The organism is Leifsonia sp. P73 (genome assembly GCF_051059105.1).
Lineage (GTDB): Bacteria > Actinomycetota > Actinomycetes > Actinomycetales > Microbacteriaceae > Leifsonia.
In genome coordinates this window covers 2,890,872-2,906,763 of the sequence record NZ_CP194931.1, presented here as the reverse complement: position 1 = coordinate 2,906,763, position 15,892 = coordinate 2,890,872, and the positions used below count along the sequence as shown (strand labels likewise).

The window sequence follows — 15,892 nt, the reverse complement described above, 5'->3', positions numbered from 1 at the left end:
TCAGCCGCGGCCCTGCACGGCGTACGGGTTGAGCAGCGCTTCCTTGATCTCGTCGGGCACGCCCTCCTCGGTGGCGCTCGGGCCGTCGGCGGCCGGGAAGGACTCGGTCATCGACATCGGCATGGCGCCGTTCCGGTAGAAGTTGCTGGAGCCCAGCGACGGCTTCCACGTGTTCGGCTGCCAGTCGGGCACGTAGTTGCGGTAGCCGCCGGTGTTGAGCTCGATGCGCAGCGTGGACGGCTCCCGGTAGTAGAGGAAGGTCTGCTCGCCGATGCCGTGGATGGAGGGGCCGTACTCGATCGGGACGCCGTTCTCCATCAGGGTGTCGGCCGCGATGAGCAGCTCCTCGTAGGTGTCGACCCAGAACGCGTAGTGGTTGACGCGGCCGGCGCGGGTGGAGCCGTCGAGCACGACGCCGAGGTCGTGCGACTTCTCGTTCGTGGTGAGCACCGAGAAGATCGAGATCGGCGCCTCGTCCAGCACGGTGCGAGCCATGATGCGGAAGCCGAGCACGTCGTTGTACCACTGCGCGAAGCCGTCGACGTCGCTGGTCGCGATCGTCACATGGTCGAGCTGGCGCGGGGCGCCGGCGACCTTGCTGCGCTTCTCGGGGCGGTCCGGGTAGATGGACGCGATGTGCCCGGGCGCCTGGTGGCGGGTGACGTCCCAGTGCAGGGTCATCGAGTGGCCCCACGGGCCGGTGAAACGGTAGGCGCGGCCGATCGTGTGCACGTCGTCCAGCCACTCGCCGTCGATGCCGGCGGCCTCGACGCGCTTGGCCGCCTCCTCGAGGGCCTCGGCGCTCGACGTGCGCCAGGCCATCGTGGCGAGCGTCGGCTCCGGGCCGGGCGAGACGACGACCGAGTAGGCGTAGTAGTCGCCCCAGCAGCGGAGGTACACGGAGCCGTCGATGCGGTCGACCACGGTCAGGCCGACCTGTTCCTCGTAGAACTTCACGGATGCCTCGACATCCGGGGACGTGATCTCCACATACGACAGGTGGGAGAGAAGCTTGATCATCCTTGATCCTTTCCAGACGGGCGGAATGTGAGTGCCCGGTCTCTACTTTCGGTGCCGCGTCCACATCGGGGAACCGCAGATCGGCTATGCCGGGGATCAATGAGACTGATTTCCTAGGTCGGCGATGGGCTTTCTTTGGTCGCACTACGGCGCAAGGTCGGGAGTTCGACGCGCAAGCATGGTCTCGTTCTACCTCCTCTTGGGTGAGGTTGTGTCAGAATCAAGCATGGCTAGGGATTCCGCACTCCGATTCGGCGCGCAGACCGACGAGGTCATGAGCCTGCTGCGCGTGGTGAACCTCGTCCGCACCGGGGAGGCCGACACCCGGCCCGAGATCGGCCGGCTGACGGGACTCGGCCGCGGCGTCGTCGCGCAGCGCGTCGACGCGGCGATCGAGATGGGCTTCCTGGAGGACGGCGAGTACGGCCCGTCGTCGGGCGGCCGCGCGCCCCGCACCCTTCGCTTCCGCTCGGACCGGGGCCGGATCGTCGTCTGCGCGCTCGGCGCCCTCCACATCCGCGTCGGGCTGGCCTCCCTCGACGGCGAGGTCGTCGCCGAGGCGCACCGCCCGTGGGACATCAGCCGCGGCCCGGCCGAGACGATCGATACGGCGCTCGCGATGATCGACGCGCTGCTGGCGGAGCAGGATGAGCGTCCGGTCTGGGCGGTCGCGGTCGGCGTCCCCGGCCCCGTGGACTTCGAGACGGGCTCCCCGTCGCCCCGCCCATCATGCCCGGCTGGAACGGCTTCGACGTGCGCCGCCGCTTCGAGCAGCGCTTCGAGGCGCCGGTCTGGGTCGACAACGACGTCAACCTCCTGGCCCTCACCGAGCGCAGCCACCGCCGCGACGACAACGTGGACCTCATCTACTGCAAGGTCGGCAGCGGCATCGGCGCCGGCCTCGTCTCGCACGGCCGCATCCACCGCGGCGCGAACGGGGCGGCGGGCGACATCGGCCACGTGCGCGTCCGCGACTCGACGGAGGTCTGCCGCTGCGGCAAGGTCGGCTGCCTGGAGGCGGAGGCCTCCGGCTGGGCGATCATGCGCGACGCCGAACGCGCTCTCGAGGAGGGCGCCGGCGGCATCCTCGCCGGCCTGGTCGAACGCGGGCTGCCGATCACACCGGAGGCGGTCTCGATCGCCGCGATGGACGGCGACGCACTGGCGATCTCACTGGTGCAGCGCTCGGCGCGGCTGATCGGCGAGTCGATCGCGGCGCTCGTCAACATGTTCAACCCGGGAGTGATCGTCGTGGGCGGCGCGGTGTCGGCGGCCGGCGAGATCTTCCTGGCGGAGGTGCGGCAGCGCGTCTACGAGCTGTCGCTGCCGCTGGCGACGCGCGACCTGTCGATCGTGCGGTCGATCGGGGATGAGAAGGAGCCGCTGCGCGGTGGCGCGGAGCTCGCGATCGAGGAGCTGTTCGAGGTGACCTTCCCGCGGTGGTTCGCGGATGGGCGGCCGACGATCGATGGGGTGAAGGCGGTGGCCGCGGCCTGATGGGCCCCGCCTGGTCCGCTTCGGCCGGCCACCGAGGGGCACGTTGTTGTCGCTTACGCGCGCGAAAAGTGACAACGACGTGCCTCTCGGTGGAAAGGGGTGGGCGCTCAGCCCTCGTGGTTGTAGTAGGGCCACGGGAGGAAGCGGCGCTCGCCCCGGCGGTCTGGCCCGTTCAGCGTGACCTCGCCGGTGGCGGCCCACTCCACTCCGCGCGGGAACATCCGGATGAACTCGATGCGGCGGAACGTGTCGATGTCGTGGCCGATCGTGATCGTGAACGAGCGGCCCGCGCCGTGCTCGTTGATCCAGGCGATCGGCTGGTCGGTGTTCATGCCGGGGAGGGCCGCGATCCCCTCCTCCGGGATGGCGACCGGGTAGTGCGACATCGGCCAGACCGGCGCCCTCTCGTAGGACTCCAGGTCGTCGTAGGTCGTGAGCAGCACCTGGGCGCCGTCGAGGATCTCCACCCCGGTGAGGATGTCGTCGCCGGTGACGGTCCAGCGCGCGCTGATGCCGTCGGTGATCGCGTGCCGCGGCTCGACCGTGTCGAGCTGGGCCTCGCCCCACGGCCGGGGGCGGAGGCCGCCGGCCACGGTCAGGCGCGAGCCGCGGAGGACGTTGTACTCGTCCGGGTAGCCCCAGTCGTCCTCCTGCGCGGCGGACCCGTGGAACCAGACGATTCCCTTGCCGTCGTCGCGCACGAACTTCAGCAGCGCCGCGTCGGTCTCCGCGCCGAAGCCGACCGCTTTCTCGTGGTAGCCGTCGCGGCCCTCGAAGACGACGATCACGACGTCGTACTTGTCGATGATCTCCGCGCCGAGGCCGCGGGGGTCCTCCACGACGCGCACGCGGAAGCGGCCGGTGTCCTCCAGCAGCTGCGTGAGCCAGACGTTGTGCTGGCGGAAGCTGCGGTGCTCGTTGTCGTGCTCGCGGGTCATGTGACCCGAGAGGATGAGCGCATTCAGAGTGTCTGTCATCAGTCGGCTTTCGTGGAGAAGGCGGCGTCGAAGGCGGCGGCGGGCGGGTTGATCGCGTTGAGTTCGCGGACGAACGCGATGGCCTCCGGGGCGCCCTGCAGACGGTCCATGCCGGCGTCCTCCCACTCGACGGAGGTCGGACCCGTGTAGCCGATGAAGTTGAGGGCGCGGAAGATCGGCTCCCACGGCACCTCCCCGTGCGCGGTCGACACGAACGTCCAGCCGCGGCGCGGGTTCGCCCAGGGCAGGTGCGAGCCGAGGACGCCGTTGCGTCCGTCGAGGTTGGTGATCGACTCCTTCACATGCACATGGAAGATGTGCTCGGCGAAGTCCAGCACGAACGCCACCGGATCCAACTGCTGCCACATGAAGTGCGACGGGTCGAAGTTGATCCCGAACGACGCCCGGTGCCCGATAGCCTCCAGGGTCGCCTTGGCTGTCCAGTAGTCGTAGGCGATCTCGGAGGGGTGCACCTCCAGCGCGAACCGGACGCCGACCTCCTCGAACACATCCAGGATCGGGTGGAAGCGGTCGGCGAAGTCCTGATAGCCGGCGGCGATCCACTCATCGGAGGCGGGCGGGAACATCGCGACGGCCTTCCAGATCGAGGAGCCGGTGAAGCCGGTCACGGTCTTCACGCCGAGCGCCGCGGCCATGCGGGCAGTCAGCTTCAGCTCCTCGGCGGCGCGCTGCCGCACGCCCTCCGGGTCGCCGTCGCCCCACACCCGGTCGTTCAGGATGTCGCGGTGGCGCTCGTCGATCGGGTCGTCGCACACGGCCTGGCCGGCGAGGTGGTTGGAGATCGTCCAGACCTTCAGGCCGTTGCGCTCCAGGATGTCCTTCCGGGACTGCACGTAGTCGGCGTCGTCCCAGCGGGCGACGTCGAGGTGGTCGCCCCAGCAGGCGATCTCGAGGCCGTCGTAGCCCCACTCGCCGGCGAGCCGCGCCACCTCCTCGAAGGGCAGGTCGGCCCACTGGCCGGTGAACAGGGTGATCGGGCGGGTCACAGTCGTTCCTCTCTATACGCGGGCGGGAGCCGCGGCCTCCACCGCGACCCACGCCGAATCCTGGGCGGAGCTCTCCTCCACCGCCGCGAGCACCCGCTGCACCGCCAGGCCGTCGGCGAAGGTCGGGTCGAGCGCGGTGCCGTGTGCGATGGCCGTCACGAAGTCGACGACCTGGTGCGAGAAGCCGTGCTCGTAGCCGAGCATGTGCCCGGGCGGCCACCACGCCGAGACGTAGGGATGCTCGGGCTCGGTCACGAGGATGGTCGTGAACCCCTGCAGCTCGGCCGGGGCGTTCCGGTCGTAGTGCCGCAGCTCGTTGAGGCGTTCGAGGTCGAACGCCAGCGCGCCCTCCGAGCCGGACACCTCGATGGTCAGGGCGTTCTTGCGTCCGGTCGCGAAGCGGGTGGCCTCGAACGAGACGAGCGCGCCGTTGCCGAGCCGGCCGGTGAAGATCGCGACGTCATCGACGGTCACCTCGCCGAGCTCGCCCGTGGCGCTGCCGGTGAACCCGGACCGCGCGCCGAGCACCGGGCGCTGGGAGACGATGGTCTCGACCGTGCCGGAGACCCGCGTCACGAGGCTGCCGGTCACGAACTGCGTCATGTCGACGATGTGCGCGCCGATGTCGCCCAGCGCGCCCGAGCCGGCGTGCTCCTTCTGGAGCCGCCAGCCGAGCGGGACGGACGGGTCGACCAGCCAGTCCTGCCGGTACGCCGCGCGCACCTGGCGGACCTCGCCGATGATCCCGCGCGCGATGAGGTCCTGCAGCAGCGACACCGCGGGCACGCGCCGGTAGGTGAACCCGACCATCGCATGGACGCCGTGCTCGGCGGCGCGCTCGGCGGCGGCGGCCATCGCCTCGGCCTCCTCGACGCTGTTCGCGAGCGGCTTCTCGCACAGCACGTGCTTGCCCGCCTCCAGCGCGGCGATCGCGATCTCGGCGTGCGAGTCGCCCGGGGTCACGATGTCGACCAGGTCGATGTCGTCGCGCGCGATCACCTCGCGCCAATCGGTCGCGTGCGATGCCCAGCCCCACTTCTCGGCGGCCCGGGACACTGCCTGCTCGTTCCGGCCGACGATCACGGCCATTTCCACGGCCTCCGGGAGGTCGAAGACGCGGGGCGCCTGCCGCCAGCCGACCGAGTGCGCCGCGCCCATGAAGCCGTAGCCGATCATGGCCACCCGCAAGGTCATGCGAGCACCAGCTCGCGCTCGACCGGGACCCGGTTGGTCACGTAGCGGCCCGGGCCGCCGTCGACGCCCGGCATGATCTGCATGTAGAGCAGGCGCATCGTGAGCACGACCTCCACGGTGAGCTTTTCGCCCGCGTCCGGCGCGTGGCCCAGCGGGATCACGACGTCGGGACGGTCGGCGACGAACCACAGCGTCTCGGACTGCTCGGGCAGTTCCTCGACGCGGTAGCTGCGGCCGTTCAGCTCGAAGCGGAGGTCGTCGCGCGGGATCGGGACGCCGTTGACGGTGGCCGCGACGTCGTCGACGGCGGAGAGCCACAGGCTGCGGTACCAGGGCAGCTGGACCGAGACCGCGATGCCGTCGGCGGTGCGGCGGACGTCCTTCTCGGAGAACAGCGAGTTGTGAGTTGCCATGATGGATCCCTTACTTGAACGTGTCGGTGAACGTGTCGTGCGGCGCGGGAGGCTCCGGCTCCAGCTGCTGCACGGTCGACGGGCTGTACGGGTGGTTCTCGCTCGGCACCGGCTCGTCGGCCGGCGGCATGAAGACGGGCTTGCCGTCGTCGCCGAAGTACATCAGGTCGAGGTCGAACGCGCCCTGGTTCTTCTCGCCGAAGCTGACCCAGTTCTCCTCGAAGGGCGCGCGGGCGAGCTCGTAGCAGCGGAACTTCCAGAACTTCCACTCGCCGTCCTGGCGGAGGAAGTCGATGGCGTACTTGCACCAGACCCAGTGCGCCCAGACCTTCTTGCCCTGCACGAGCTCGGGCGAGTACATGTCGGGGAAGGCCTTGGCGACTTCGGGGTCGGTCAGGCCCGACTCGGTGCCGGCCATGAGCCAGACGCCCTTGGCGGTCTTCCCGTCGGCGGCCACCTCGATGACCGGCGTGGTCGTCGCGTGCAGGATCAGCTTGCCCTCCGGCGACGGGCGGCCGCGGTGGTAGCGGGTGACGCTCTCCCAGGTCGTGTACTGGCCCGCGTTGGTGTAGCGGGCGCGGATTCCCTCCGTGCCCTCCTTCACCCAGAGCGGGATGATCCGCTCGTCCTGGAAGGCGTTGTGCAGGTACATGTAGGTGCTGAACAGGTTCTCGATCTCGCCCCGGTCGGCGGCCCGACGGGCGAGCGCCTGCGCGGCGGCGACCTCCTCGCGCAGGCGCGCGAGCTCGGCGGTCAGGTCGGCGATGTTCGGCTCGACGGCGGTGTCAGACATGGAGGGACTCCTTCTCGGCGACGGCGTCCTCGATGGTGCGCCGCATGAGCGCGTGCTGCTTCTTCACGAGGTCGATCGGGTCGGCCTCGCCCAGGTCCTGGAACGCGTGGCCCTCCCACTCGCTGGACAGGTAGCCGCGGTAGCCGCCCTCCACGAACTGGCGGACGATCCGCGGGATGTCCATCGCCGGCTCCTGGCCGTCGGCGTCGATGTCGTAGAACTTGGCGTGCACGTGGAAGATCTGCGGCATGATGTCCAGCCACTCCTCCGGCGGCACCAGTCCGTGCATGTTGAACGCGAGCCGGGTGAACGGGCCGAAGCCCACCGGGTCGACGCCCTCGCCGGTGAGGTAGTCCTCGAACTTCTGGTTGCGCACGTGCATCGGGGTCGGCTCGTGCCAGATCTCGTCCATCACGCCGAAGTGCTTCGGGTCCATCCCCATCTTCTCCAGCTGCGCCAGCAGCGTGGGCGACAGGCTGTGCATGGTCGAGGAGAAGTCGGCCGTGAAGCCCAGGCGGTCGCTGCCGAGCTCCGCGTAGAGCTCCCGGATGCCGATGACCTTGGGGTCGTTCGGACCCTGCGGCGCGTGGATCTCGTAGCCGAGGCGCTGGTCGTACTTCTCGGCGAGCGGCAGGAGGCTGCGCAGCAGCTCGCGCCCGGCCGAACGGATGACGACGCGCTTGAAGCCGAGTGTGTGCGCGGTCTTCAGCTGGCGGGCGAGGAAGTCGTGCTCCTCGTCCGGCGTCATGTCGCGGTCCTTGCGGCGGCCCATGTCGAGGTTGGTGCCGACCGCGCTCGGCTCCAGGCCGTACTTCTCCAGCGAGTCGAACCAGAGCTTCACGAACTCCGCGTCGACGTCCGGGTAGGTGCGCAGCAGCTGGGCGATGTTGAACTCGACGCCCGGGCCGATGCCGTTCTCGGCGACCGCGGCGATCAGCGTCTCCGGCGTGTAGACACCGGCCGCGAACTCGCTCGTCATCGAGTAGAGGGTGGTGCCGAGCTCGATGCCCGTGCCGGCGATGCCGGTGTCGTTCACCATGATGGTGGTTCCTTTCGTGGTTTTCGTTCGATGTCGTTCGGCGTGACCGGGCTCAACCCCAGTCGGCGTCCATCTGCTGGAGCACCTGCTTGACCGTCAGCTGGCCGGTCAGGATGCCCTGCACGCCGTTGCCGAGGTCGTTGTAGACCTTGACGTTGGTCCAGTCGGTCGACGGGAGGCCGCGCACGGTCTTCGAGTCGATGAGGTCGGTCACCGGCTCGAACTGCGGGAGGAGCTTCGTGGAGGCGTCCGCGGTGACCGGGATGGTGCCGACCGCCTGCGAGTAGGCCTCCTGGCCGTCCTTGGAGACGATGTACTTCAGGAACTCCGTCGCGAGCTGCGGGCTCTTGGTCTTCGCGCTCGCGGACACGCTCTGGTCGGCGCTGACGGAGAGGTACGTCTTGGTTCCGCCCGGCGCCGCGATCGGCAGGATGACCAGCTTCACGTGACCGCCCGCGGCGTCCATGATCTCCTTGGCCGCGTTGCTCGGTGCGAAGAAGCCGAGGATCTTGCCCGAGGACGCGCCGTTGGTCAGGGCGTCGAAGCCCGCGCTGGCCGCGCCGTCCTGGAAGCAGCCCGCGTCGAACATCTTCTTGACCGACTCCAGCGCGGTCGTCCAGCCCTTGGTGCCGGCGAAGGTCACCTTGTTCTGCGCGCGCTTCGTGTTCCAGTCCTTGTCCGAGCCGTAGACGGTCGAGGTGGCCAGGCCCAGGGCGAGGAACGCGTTGTTCGCGGTCGCGCCTCCGGCCAGGCCGTAGATCGTCTTGCCGGCCGCCCGGGCCTTCCCGCACTGGGCGATGATCCCGTCCAGGCTGGTGGAGGCGTCGATCTTCACGCCGATCGACTGGGCCAGCTCGTCGTTGTAGATGACGCCGTTCGCGTTGCTGCCGAGCGGGACGCCGTACGCCTTGCCGTTGTAGACCCAGAGCTCCTTCTGCGACGACGGCAGCGCCGAGAGGATCGCGCTGTCCGTCAGCGGCAGGAGCTGGCCGGCCTTGGCGAACGGGATGATCGAGTACGACTGCCCGGTCCCGCCCTCCGACTGGAAGGTGTCGGGAGCGTTGCCGCCCTGCACCCGGGTGCCGATCGTGCTCGGGTAGCTCTGCGCCGGGAGGTTCTGCGGGGTGACGGTGACGCCCTTGTGGGTCTTGGCGAACGCCGTCGCGAGGCCCGAGTACGCGGCCTTGTCCTGGTCGTTCGTCGCGCCGAACGCGAACGTGATGGTCTGCGGCTCGGCGCCGCCTGAGGAGCCGCTGCCGGAGCAGCCGGCAAGGACGAGCGCCCCGGCGGCGAGCGCGGCCGCGAGCGGGAGCGCCCGCTTCCACGGTGCTGTGCGAGTGGTCATGGTCATGCCTTTCCGACGGCGCTGCCGGAGAGCTCTCCTGCTGCGGAGGTGAGTGGTGCGAGGACGTTCTGGACGTACCAGCCGCTCACCATCGCGCTCTCGGCGGGGTGAGGGCTCTGGTCGGACTCGACGACGATCCAACCGGTGTAGCCGTGGCGCGCGAGAGACCCTGCGAACGACTCGAAGTCGACGAGGCCGCCCTCGTCGGTCGGCTCGAAGAACCAGCGCTCGACGCGGCGCGCGCCGCCCTCGGTGCGCACGAACTGCTCGGCGTGCGGGGTGAGGGCCTCGGCGTCATCCACGACATCGCGGGCGTCCTTGAGCTGGACGTGCCGGACGCGGTCCGCGTGGCGCTCGAAGACCGCGACGGGGTCGAGACCGGCGACCGCGACCTCCGCCGTGTCGAGCGCGAGGCCGACCAGCTCCGGGTCGGTCGCGTCGAGCAGCCGGGCGAGGCCGTCGTCGAGGCGCAGCGCCGAGAGGAAGTCGAAGTGCAGGGCGAGGGAGACGCCCGCCGCCGCCACCGCTGCGCCGACCGTGTTCCAGCAGGCCGCGAGGGCAGCGATCCGGTCGTCGTCCAGTGCGCCGGTCTGCCAGGCCGACCCGCACGGACGGACGACCAGCACCTCCCCGCCCAGCGCCGCCAGCGCCTCCGCGAACCAGACCGCGGTCGCGGTGATCCGCGGCGCAGCCTCCGGGTCGAGCGGGTCGTGGCCGCGGCCCATCTCCACGTCGAACCCGATGAACGGGTCGTAGACGTAGCTGGAGACGCCGTCGAGCGCACACTCCGTCAGCACCCGACGGAGCCCGTCGAGCGACCCGTACAGGTTCGCGATCTGCTCGGGCGAGCCCAGCGGCTCCCACGGGCCGAAGCTCTCGGCGGTGAGCTCGACGCCGGAGAACCCGCTGATCGAGATCGTCTTGAACGCCCGCTCGTGGTCGCGCTTGCGCACGAACGCGTCGATGTTGGTGTCCCACTGGTTGAGGGCGTAGCCCCACCGGATGCCGGTCATGCCCGCTCCTCCTGGTAGATGCGGTCGAGCACGTTCTTGGCGTACCAGCGCGCGATGGCGGTGCTCTCGGAGTAGTCGCCGCCGATCTTGTCGGCCTTGTCGTGCTCGACGCTGATCCAGCCGGTGTAGCCGTGGTCGCGGACGGAGCGCATCATCGACTCGAAGTCGACCAGGCCCTCCGCGGTGCCCATCTCGTAGAACCACTTCTCGGTCGTGACCGCCGAGAGCTCGGCGTCGGGCCAGAGCCGGTAGTCCTCGTTGACGTCCTTGGTGCGGGTGTCCTTGAAGTGGAAGCCGCTCACGCGCTCGTGGTGGGCCTCGTACACGGCCACCGGGTCGACGTCGGCGATGCAGTGCTGCGCGGTGTCCACGAAGAACTTCACATAGCGCGGGTCGGCGTAGCCGTAGAACGTGTCGATCTGCGCGCGGGTGCGGATGCCGCCGTAGAACTCGTGGTGGCAGGTCAGGTTCACGCCGTACTGCTGCGTGAGCTCGCCGACCTTGCCCCAGACCTCGGCCGCGTGCTTGAGTCCGTCGTCGGTCACGCCCTGCTCGTCGAAGAACCGGGAGCCGGGCATCACGATGATGTTGTCGAGCTGGATGCCCGACCAGCGGTCCAGCGTGACCTTGAAGTCTTCGAGGATGGTCTCGTGCGTGGCCGGCACCTCCGGCGCGTAGCGCTCCGGGTCGTAATAGACGCCGTGGAAGGTGTTGACGATCCGCTCCAGTCCCTGCTCCTGCACGAACTCCTGGTAGTTCGCCACCGAGCCGTACTGCTCCAGGATCTGCCAGAACCGGAAGTCGAAGGTGTCGATGGCGTCGAACCCGACGGCGGCGACCTGGCGGAGGAAGCGGGTCATGGTCTGGCGGGAGTGCCACTGGTCGTACGGGCCCCGCGGGCCGTTGGCCCGCCAGTGGTCCATGTAGCTCCACTTGATCGGTCTCGTGCCGGCGGTGTCGCCGGCGACCGTTGCTTCGGTGGTCACGCTGTGCCTTTCATCGTCGAGGGCGTGCGAGCGGGCTTGACCCGTCTGTCGGGGACCGTAACATGAATACCTACCTCTTCGTAAGTTTTTATTTTCATGATTGGCTACGGGTTATGAGCGGCAGGGAAGACGGGTACGCGTCGGGGCGCGCACGCAAGGAACGCATCCTCGAACAGGCCATCGCGGCCTTCGGGACATCCGGGTTCGACAATGCGACGCTGACCGACATCGCGGCGGCGTGCGGGGTCTCCCGGCAGGGCCTCCTGCACCACTTCCCGAGCAAGGAGGACCTGCTCACCGCCGTGCTGGCGCGACGTGACGAGCTCGACGGCGCGAGCTTCGCCGCCGCCATCTCGACCAACCGCACACCGGCGGAGGCCCTCGCCGAGACGATGGCCGACAACGCCCGCGAGCCGGCCGTCATGCGGCTCTACACGGTCCTGTCGGCCGAGGCCACCAACCCCGAGCATGCCGCCCATGAGTACTTCGCCGACCTCTACGTACGGCTGCGGGCGCAGCTGACCGAGGCGATCGGGTCGGCCCAGGAGGCCGGGGCGTTCCCCGCGGAGTGGCCGGCCGAGACCGCCGCCACCATGCTGCTGGCGCTCAAGGACGGCCTCGCGCTCCAGGCCCTGCTGTCGCCCGGGCTGGTGGACCCGGCCCGGACGATGCGCGAGGTGAATGCGATGCTGTTCAGCTGACCGCCCCCTCTCGACTCGGCAGCCACTGACCGAGCTGGAGCCGCGCCTCCCCGGCGTCGGTGACCATGCGGCTGCCCGCGTTCTGCGCCGCCGACCGCTGCACGGCCTGCTCGTCGCGGATGATCTCGAACGGCGACTGCCAGTAGTTCCAGTGCCAGCCCTCGTACTCGCTGGAGATCGCGCCGTTGTAGCCGTTGTTCACCAGCAGCGCGATGAGGTCGCGCACCGGAACGGACGGCTCCTCGTGGTTCTCGTCGATGCCGAAGAACTTGCCGTGCACATGCTTGATCCACGGCATGATCTCCAGCCAGTCGTCCACGCGCGCGGGCCCGAACAGACCGGTGCCGTTGATGGCGAAGTCGATGCCGAGGTCGGGCCGCCCGTTCTGCGCGGCGAGCCCGATGAACCGCCCGAACCGCTGACCGTGGTCGGCCTGGTCGGCCGGAGGCCCCGCCTCGTAGAACTCGTTCCAGAGGTCCACGACCTGGCCCAGCAGCGCCTCCGTGGCGCCGCGGCGCCGGTAGGCCTCCAACAGCGACGGCGCGAACCCGACCGTGGTGGCGCCCCAGTCGGCGGTGAAGCCCAGGAAGGGCGAGCCGACCTCCTCGTAGCGGTCGCGCAGCGCGAGGATGCGCGGGTGCGAGGCGTACTGGTCGGCGTGCACCTCCAGCGCGAGTGTCACACCGTACTGCTCGGCGATCGGCGCCAGCGCGGCCATCGAGTCGGGCGTGATCGAGATCTGCACGCGCGCGATCGGGAAGCCGAGCTTCGCGGCGGCCTCGATCTGCCGGCGCATGTACTCGATCAGCTCGTCCTGGTTCAGCAGCCGGTCGCGGTGGATGCCGACGTCGGCGTTGATCGCCAGCGAGGTCTGCACCAGCCCGACCTCCGCGACCAGGTCGCGGAACCAGCCGGCGAAGGAGTCCTCGATCACCGGGAAGCCGCGGAAGCTGGAGAAGCCGATGACCTCCAGCCCGGGGCCGTAGCCATCCGCGGCGACCTTCCGGATCAGGCCCTCCAGGTCGTACTCGCGGCCGTGGAACGCCCGCGTGAAGCTGTAGAGGGTCACGCCCTGGATCGGGGAGCCGAGCGTGGCGCTCATGCCGTCACCGCCTTCATGGTCTTGGTGTCGTGCTCCTCGATGTGGAGCACCTCGTCGTCGCCGATGATGATGTAGGGGATGTAGACGGTGAGGTCGACGGACACTTCGTGCTCCCGGCCGTCGTCCGGGACGGGGATGTCGCCCGACAGGACCGCCGAGTCGAGAGGGAACCACCACTCCTCGGTGTCGTCGGCCATGTCCGCGAACGTGCGCTCACGGCCGTTGAGCTGCCAGCGCAGGGTCTCGGCCGGAGCGGGCACGCCGTCCACGGACAGCGAGGCGCCGGCGATGCAGGACGCCGGGAGCGCACGATACCAGGGGATGCGCACATCGACCGCGGCGCGCGTGCCGGTGGTCGTGAGCGTGCCCTGCTCGATGATGCGATCGGGGATCACGAGTCCTCCTTGACTACTTTTTCCTTGGTTCTACACACTAATGTCGTTTTTAGACCTAAGCAAGAGCGCCGGGTCTGCGAGGTCACGGGCGATCCGCCGCGCGCCCTTCACCGCGAGCGCGACCGAGGTCAGCGTCGGGTTGCACGCGGTGGCCGTCGGGATGACCCCGTTGCCCGCGACGAACAGCCCGGGCGCCGCCCAGACCTCGCTGTCGGGGCCGCACACGCTGCGGCCGTCGTCGGTCTCCCCATTCGCACGCTGCCCTGGTAGTGCAGCGAGGCGCCGAGCGGCATCATGAACGGGCGGTCGCCGATCGGGTCGCCGACCGCCTTCGCGAGCTCCACGATCTCCGCCTGCGCCCGCTCGATCACGACGTGGTCGCGTTCGGTGAGCCGGTAGTGGACGCGCATGGCGGGCATCCCGTACCAGTCGCGCTCCTCGTCGCTGAACGCCACGCGGTCGTCCCACTGCAGGTCCTTCGCGCAGAACAGCCCGAGCCCGACGATCGAGCCCGGCACCACCGGGTCGTCGTCCGCGAGCGGGATCGGCGAGGCATCCAGCTGCATGACCTGCCCGTGGAACGGCAGCTCGTCGGTGAACGGCACCCAGCTCACGCCGCTGTGCTCGCTGATCGGGCCGTCGATGACCTCGTCGGAGCCGATCCCGCCCGGGCCGGCCGCCGCGTTCCCGGCGGCCACCTGGGCAGCGTCGCGGATGCGGGTGGCGTAGACCACCTGCGTCTGGTCGTTGAGCATGCGGCCGAGTGCGGCGGGACGGATGCCGCTGGCCCACAGCACCTGCGGGGTGCGCAGGGCATCGGCGGCGACCACCACGAAGCGTGCAGCCACGGTATGGAGGTCGCCCGTGCGGCGGTCGCGCACCTCCACGCCCGCCGCGCGGCCGTCCTCGATGAGCACGCGGGTGACGAGCGATTCGTCGTACAGCGTGAACTGCGGGTTGCCGCGGGTCACGTCGCCGAACACGACGTCGGAGCCCGACCAGACCAGCCGGCCGTCGTCGCTGCGATGCACGGCCAGCGGCATCCGCTGCACGCGCTGTGCGGCGGGGCGGCCGTCATCGACAGCAGCCGCGAGGCGTTCCCGGACGACGGCGGTGAACGGAGCGCCGTCGAACGCGTCGGTCGTCACACCGAGCAGCCGGCCGGCGTCATCCAGCAGCTCGTCCAGGTCGGGCAGGAAGGCGATGCGCTCGCTGTCGCCCGGGCGCGGGCACGCGCCGGTCCAGTGCGCGCCCATCCCGCCGACGTTGCTGGAGAAGGCGACGACGGGCAGGCCGTCCTCGCCCGGCTCCTGGAAGCCCTCGTTCAGGAGGTAGGTGCCCGGGCGCGCGCGACGCTGGCCCGCGGTCACGGACCCGGGGCCGTTCACGGTCTCCGCGCCGGCGCCGGGGCCCTCCGACCGCTCCTGCGCCTCGGCGCGCGCGGCGGCGTCCGCGATGTTCTTGACGTGCGCGCCCGGCGGGTTCGACACGGTGGGGCCGACCTCGAACAGCGCGACGGTCGCGCCGGGCGCCTCCTCGCTCAGGATGCGGGCGTACGCCGCGCCGGTGGGCCCGCTGCCGACGATGACGACGTCGACCGCGTCGGGATAGCGGCTCATGCGCTCACCGCCAGCTCGCGGATGAGGGCGACGGAGGCCGCCGACTCCTGCGTCGGGTAGTACTCCAGCCCGATCGGGCCGTCGTAGCCGGAGGCGCGGAGGATGCGGAGGCGTCCCGCCCAGTCGAGCTCGCCCGAGCCGGGCTCGCCGCGGCCGGGGGCGTCGGCGAGCTGCACATAGGCGATCAGGTCGCCGGCGTTCTCCAGCTCCGCCGCCATGTCCTCGCCCTCCACGGCCGAGTGGTAGATGTCGTAGAGCACGCCGAAGAACGGCGAGTCGACACCGCGCGCGACGTAGACGGCCTCCGCTGTGCGGTCGAGCAGCGAGCCGGGGTGGTCGACGCGCACGTTGACCGGCTCCAGCGCGAGGGTTATGCCCGAGCCGTCGATCTGCGCGATGGCCTTCTGGTAGATCTCGATCAGCTTGTCCAGCTGGACCTGGCGCTTCCAGCCGCCGAAGCCCGTACCGCTGCCGACGACGATGCGCGGGCAGCCGAGGTCCTGCGCGATGGCGACGCCCTCGTCAAGCTTGCGATAGAACTCCGAGTGGTCCCACGGCGGGATCATGAACTGCGTGCGCGGCTCGGAGAGCTGCGCAGTCAGCGTCGTGCCGGTCTCCTCCAGCGCGGCCTTGAGCGCCGGGAGGTCCTTCGGGGTCGCGGGGGCGTCGACGCCGGTCGGCCCCCACATCTCGACGGCGGTGAAGCCCGCGGCCGCGGCGGCGCGCACGCGGTCGTGGTAGTCGCCTGCCTCGGTGAAGAGCAGTTCGATGTTGGGTGCGAGCTGGTACAT

Annotated in this window: 16 protein-coding genes and 1 pseudogene; 2 read left to right on the top strand and 15 right to left on the bottom strand. The window is 69.9% G+C overall.

What is annotated here, in order from left to right:
- Both ACQ86L_RS14990 and ACQ86L_RS14985 read right to left on the bottom strand, forming a co-directional pair.
- Window positions 1–1,020, bottom strand: a complete 1,020-nt coding sequence (locus tag ACQ86L_RS14990; RefSeq protein ID WP_434316123.1) for a VOC family protein — start codon at window positions 1,018–1,020, stop codon at window positions 1–3.
- A gap of 220 nt (window positions 1,021–1,240) precedes the next feature.
- Window positions 1,241–1,585 carry a hypothetical protein gene (locus ACQ86L_RS14985; RefSeq protein ID WP_434316122.1) on the bottom strand — a complete coding sequence of 115 codons (345 nt, stop codon included), beginning with the start codon at window positions 1,583–1,585 and terminating at the stop codon, window positions 1,241–1,243.
- A 164-nt stretch (window positions 1,586–1,749) separates the two neighbouring features.
- Here ACQ86L_RS14985 and ACQ86L_RS14980 point away from each other — a divergent pair, with 164 nt between their 5' ends.
- Window positions 1,750–2,517: an ROK family protein gene (locus tag ACQ86L_RS14980; RefSeq protein WP_434316121.1), complete on the top strand. Its 768-nt coding sequence runs from the start codon at window positions 1,750–1,752 to the stop codon at window positions 2,515–2,517.
- 107 nt (window positions 2,518–2,624) lie between these two features.
- Here the strand turns inward: ACQ86L_RS14980 and ACQ86L_RS14975 are convergent, their stop codons facing one another.
- Genes ACQ86L_RS14975 through ACQ86L_RS14935 form a run of 9 tightly spaced genes read right to left on the bottom strand, consistent with a single transcriptional unit; the run spans window position 2,625 to window position 11,284 of the window.
- Window positions 2,625–3,494 carry a ThuA domain-containing protein gene (locus ACQ86L_RS14975; RefSeq protein ID WP_434316120.1) on the bottom strand — a complete coding sequence of 290 codons (870 nt, stop codon included), beginning with the start codon at window positions 3,492–3,494 and terminating at the stop codon, window positions 2,625–2,627.
- A complete protein-coding gene (locus tag ACQ86L_RS14970; RefSeq protein WP_434316119.1) occupies window positions 3,494–4,501 on the bottom strand; it encodes a sugar phosphate isomerase/epimerase family protein in 1,008 nt (335 codons plus the stop codon). The genes ACQ86L_RS14975 and ACQ86L_RS14970 overlap by 1 nt, the downstream gene beginning before the upstream one ends.
- A gap of 12 nt (window positions 4,502–4,513) precedes the next feature.
- Window positions 4,514–5,695 carry a Gfo/Idh/MocA family protein gene (locus ACQ86L_RS14965; protein ID WP_434316118.1) on the bottom strand — a complete coding sequence of 394 codons (1,182 nt, stop codon included), beginning with the start codon at window positions 5,693–5,695 and terminating at the stop codon, window positions 4,514–4,516.
- Window positions 5,692–6,108: a C-glycoside deglycosidase beta subunit domain-containing protein gene (locus ACQ86L_RS14960; protein WP_434316117.1), complete on the bottom strand. Its 417-nt coding sequence runs from the start codon at window positions 6,106–6,108 to the stop codon at window positions 5,692–5,694. The genes ACQ86L_RS14965 and ACQ86L_RS14960 overlap by 4 nt, the downstream gene beginning before the upstream one ends.
- Window positions 6,109–6,118: 10 nt before the next feature.
- Window positions 6,119–6,901, bottom strand: a complete 783-nt coding sequence (locus tag ACQ86L_RS14955; RefSeq protein WP_434316116.1) for a nuclear transport factor 2 family protein — start codon at window positions 6,899–6,901, stop codon at window positions 6,119–6,121.
- Window positions 6,894–7,940 (bottom strand): sugar phosphate isomerase/epimerase family protein, encoded by a 1,047-nt coding sequence (locus tag ACQ86L_RS14950; protein WP_434316115.1) that lies wholly within the window; start codon window positions 7,938–7,940, stop codon window positions 6,894–6,896. Before ACQ86L_RS14950 ends, ACQ86L_RS14955 begins: the two co-directional genes overlap by 8 nt.
- A 52-nt stretch (window positions 7,941–7,992) precedes the next feature.
- The gene (locus ACQ86L_RS14945; protein ID WP_434316114.1) at window positions 7,993–9,285 is read right to left on the bottom strand and encodes an ABC transporter substrate-binding protein; all 1,293 of its coding nucleotides are present in this window, start codon (window positions 9,283–9,285) and stop codon (window positions 7,993–7,995) included.
- Between the two features lie 2 nt (window positions 9,286–9,287).
- Complete coding sequence (locus ACQ86L_RS14940) at window positions 9,288–10,298, bottom strand: sugar phosphate isomerase/epimerase family protein (protein ID WP_434316113.1); 1,011 nt, start codon at window positions 10,296–10,298, stop codon at window positions 9,288–9,290.
- Window positions 10,295–11,284 carry a sugar phosphate isomerase/epimerase family protein gene (locus ACQ86L_RS14935; protein WP_434316112.1) on the bottom strand — a complete coding sequence of 330 codons (990 nt, stop codon included), beginning with the start codon at window positions 11,282–11,284 and terminating at the stop codon, window positions 10,295–10,297. The genes ACQ86L_RS14940 and ACQ86L_RS14935 overlap by 4 nt, the downstream gene beginning before the upstream one ends.
- A 113-nt stretch (window positions 11,285–11,397) precedes the next feature.
- On the opposite strand from ACQ86L_RS14935, the gene ACQ86L_RS14930 reads away from it, so the two are divergent.
- Window positions 11,398–11,985 (top strand): TetR/AcrR family transcriptional regulator, encoded by a 588-nt coding sequence (locus tag ACQ86L_RS14930; protein WP_434316111.1) that lies wholly within the window; start codon window positions 11,398–11,400, stop codon window positions 11,983–11,985.
- Here ACQ86L_RS14930 and ACQ86L_RS14925 read toward each other — a convergent pair.
- The 4 genes and pseudogenes from ACQ86L_RS14925 to ACQ86L_RS14910 all read right to left on the bottom strand — a co-directional run bounded on the left by ACQ86L_RS14925 (window position 11,978) and on the right by ACQ86L_RS14910 (window position 15,892).
- On the bottom strand, window positions 11,978–13,087 hold the full coding sequence (locus tag ACQ86L_RS14925) for a sugar phosphate isomerase/epimerase family protein (RefSeq protein WP_434316110.1): 1,110 nt from the start codon (window positions 13,085–13,087) through the stop codon (window positions 11,978–11,980). The genes ACQ86L_RS14930 and ACQ86L_RS14925 overlap by 8 nt on opposite strands.
- Window positions 13,084–13,482 (bottom strand): C-glycoside deglycosidase beta subunit domain-containing protein, encoded by a 399-nt coding sequence (locus ACQ86L_RS14920; protein WP_434316109.1) that lies wholly within the window; start codon window positions 13,480–13,482, stop codon window positions 13,084–13,086. The genes ACQ86L_RS14925 and ACQ86L_RS14920 overlap by 4 nt, the downstream gene beginning before the upstream one ends.
- Window positions 13,483–13,512: 30 nt before the next feature.
- Window positions 13,513–15,101, bottom strand: a pseudogene (locus ACQ86L_RS14915) (GMC oxidoreductase).
- Entirely contained in the window at window positions 15,098–15,892 is a 795-nt protein-coding gene (locus ACQ86L_RS14910; RefSeq protein WP_434316108.1) for a TIM barrel protein, read from the bottom strand. Before ACQ86L_RS14910 ends, ACQ86L_RS14915 begins: the two are co-directional and overlap by 4 nt.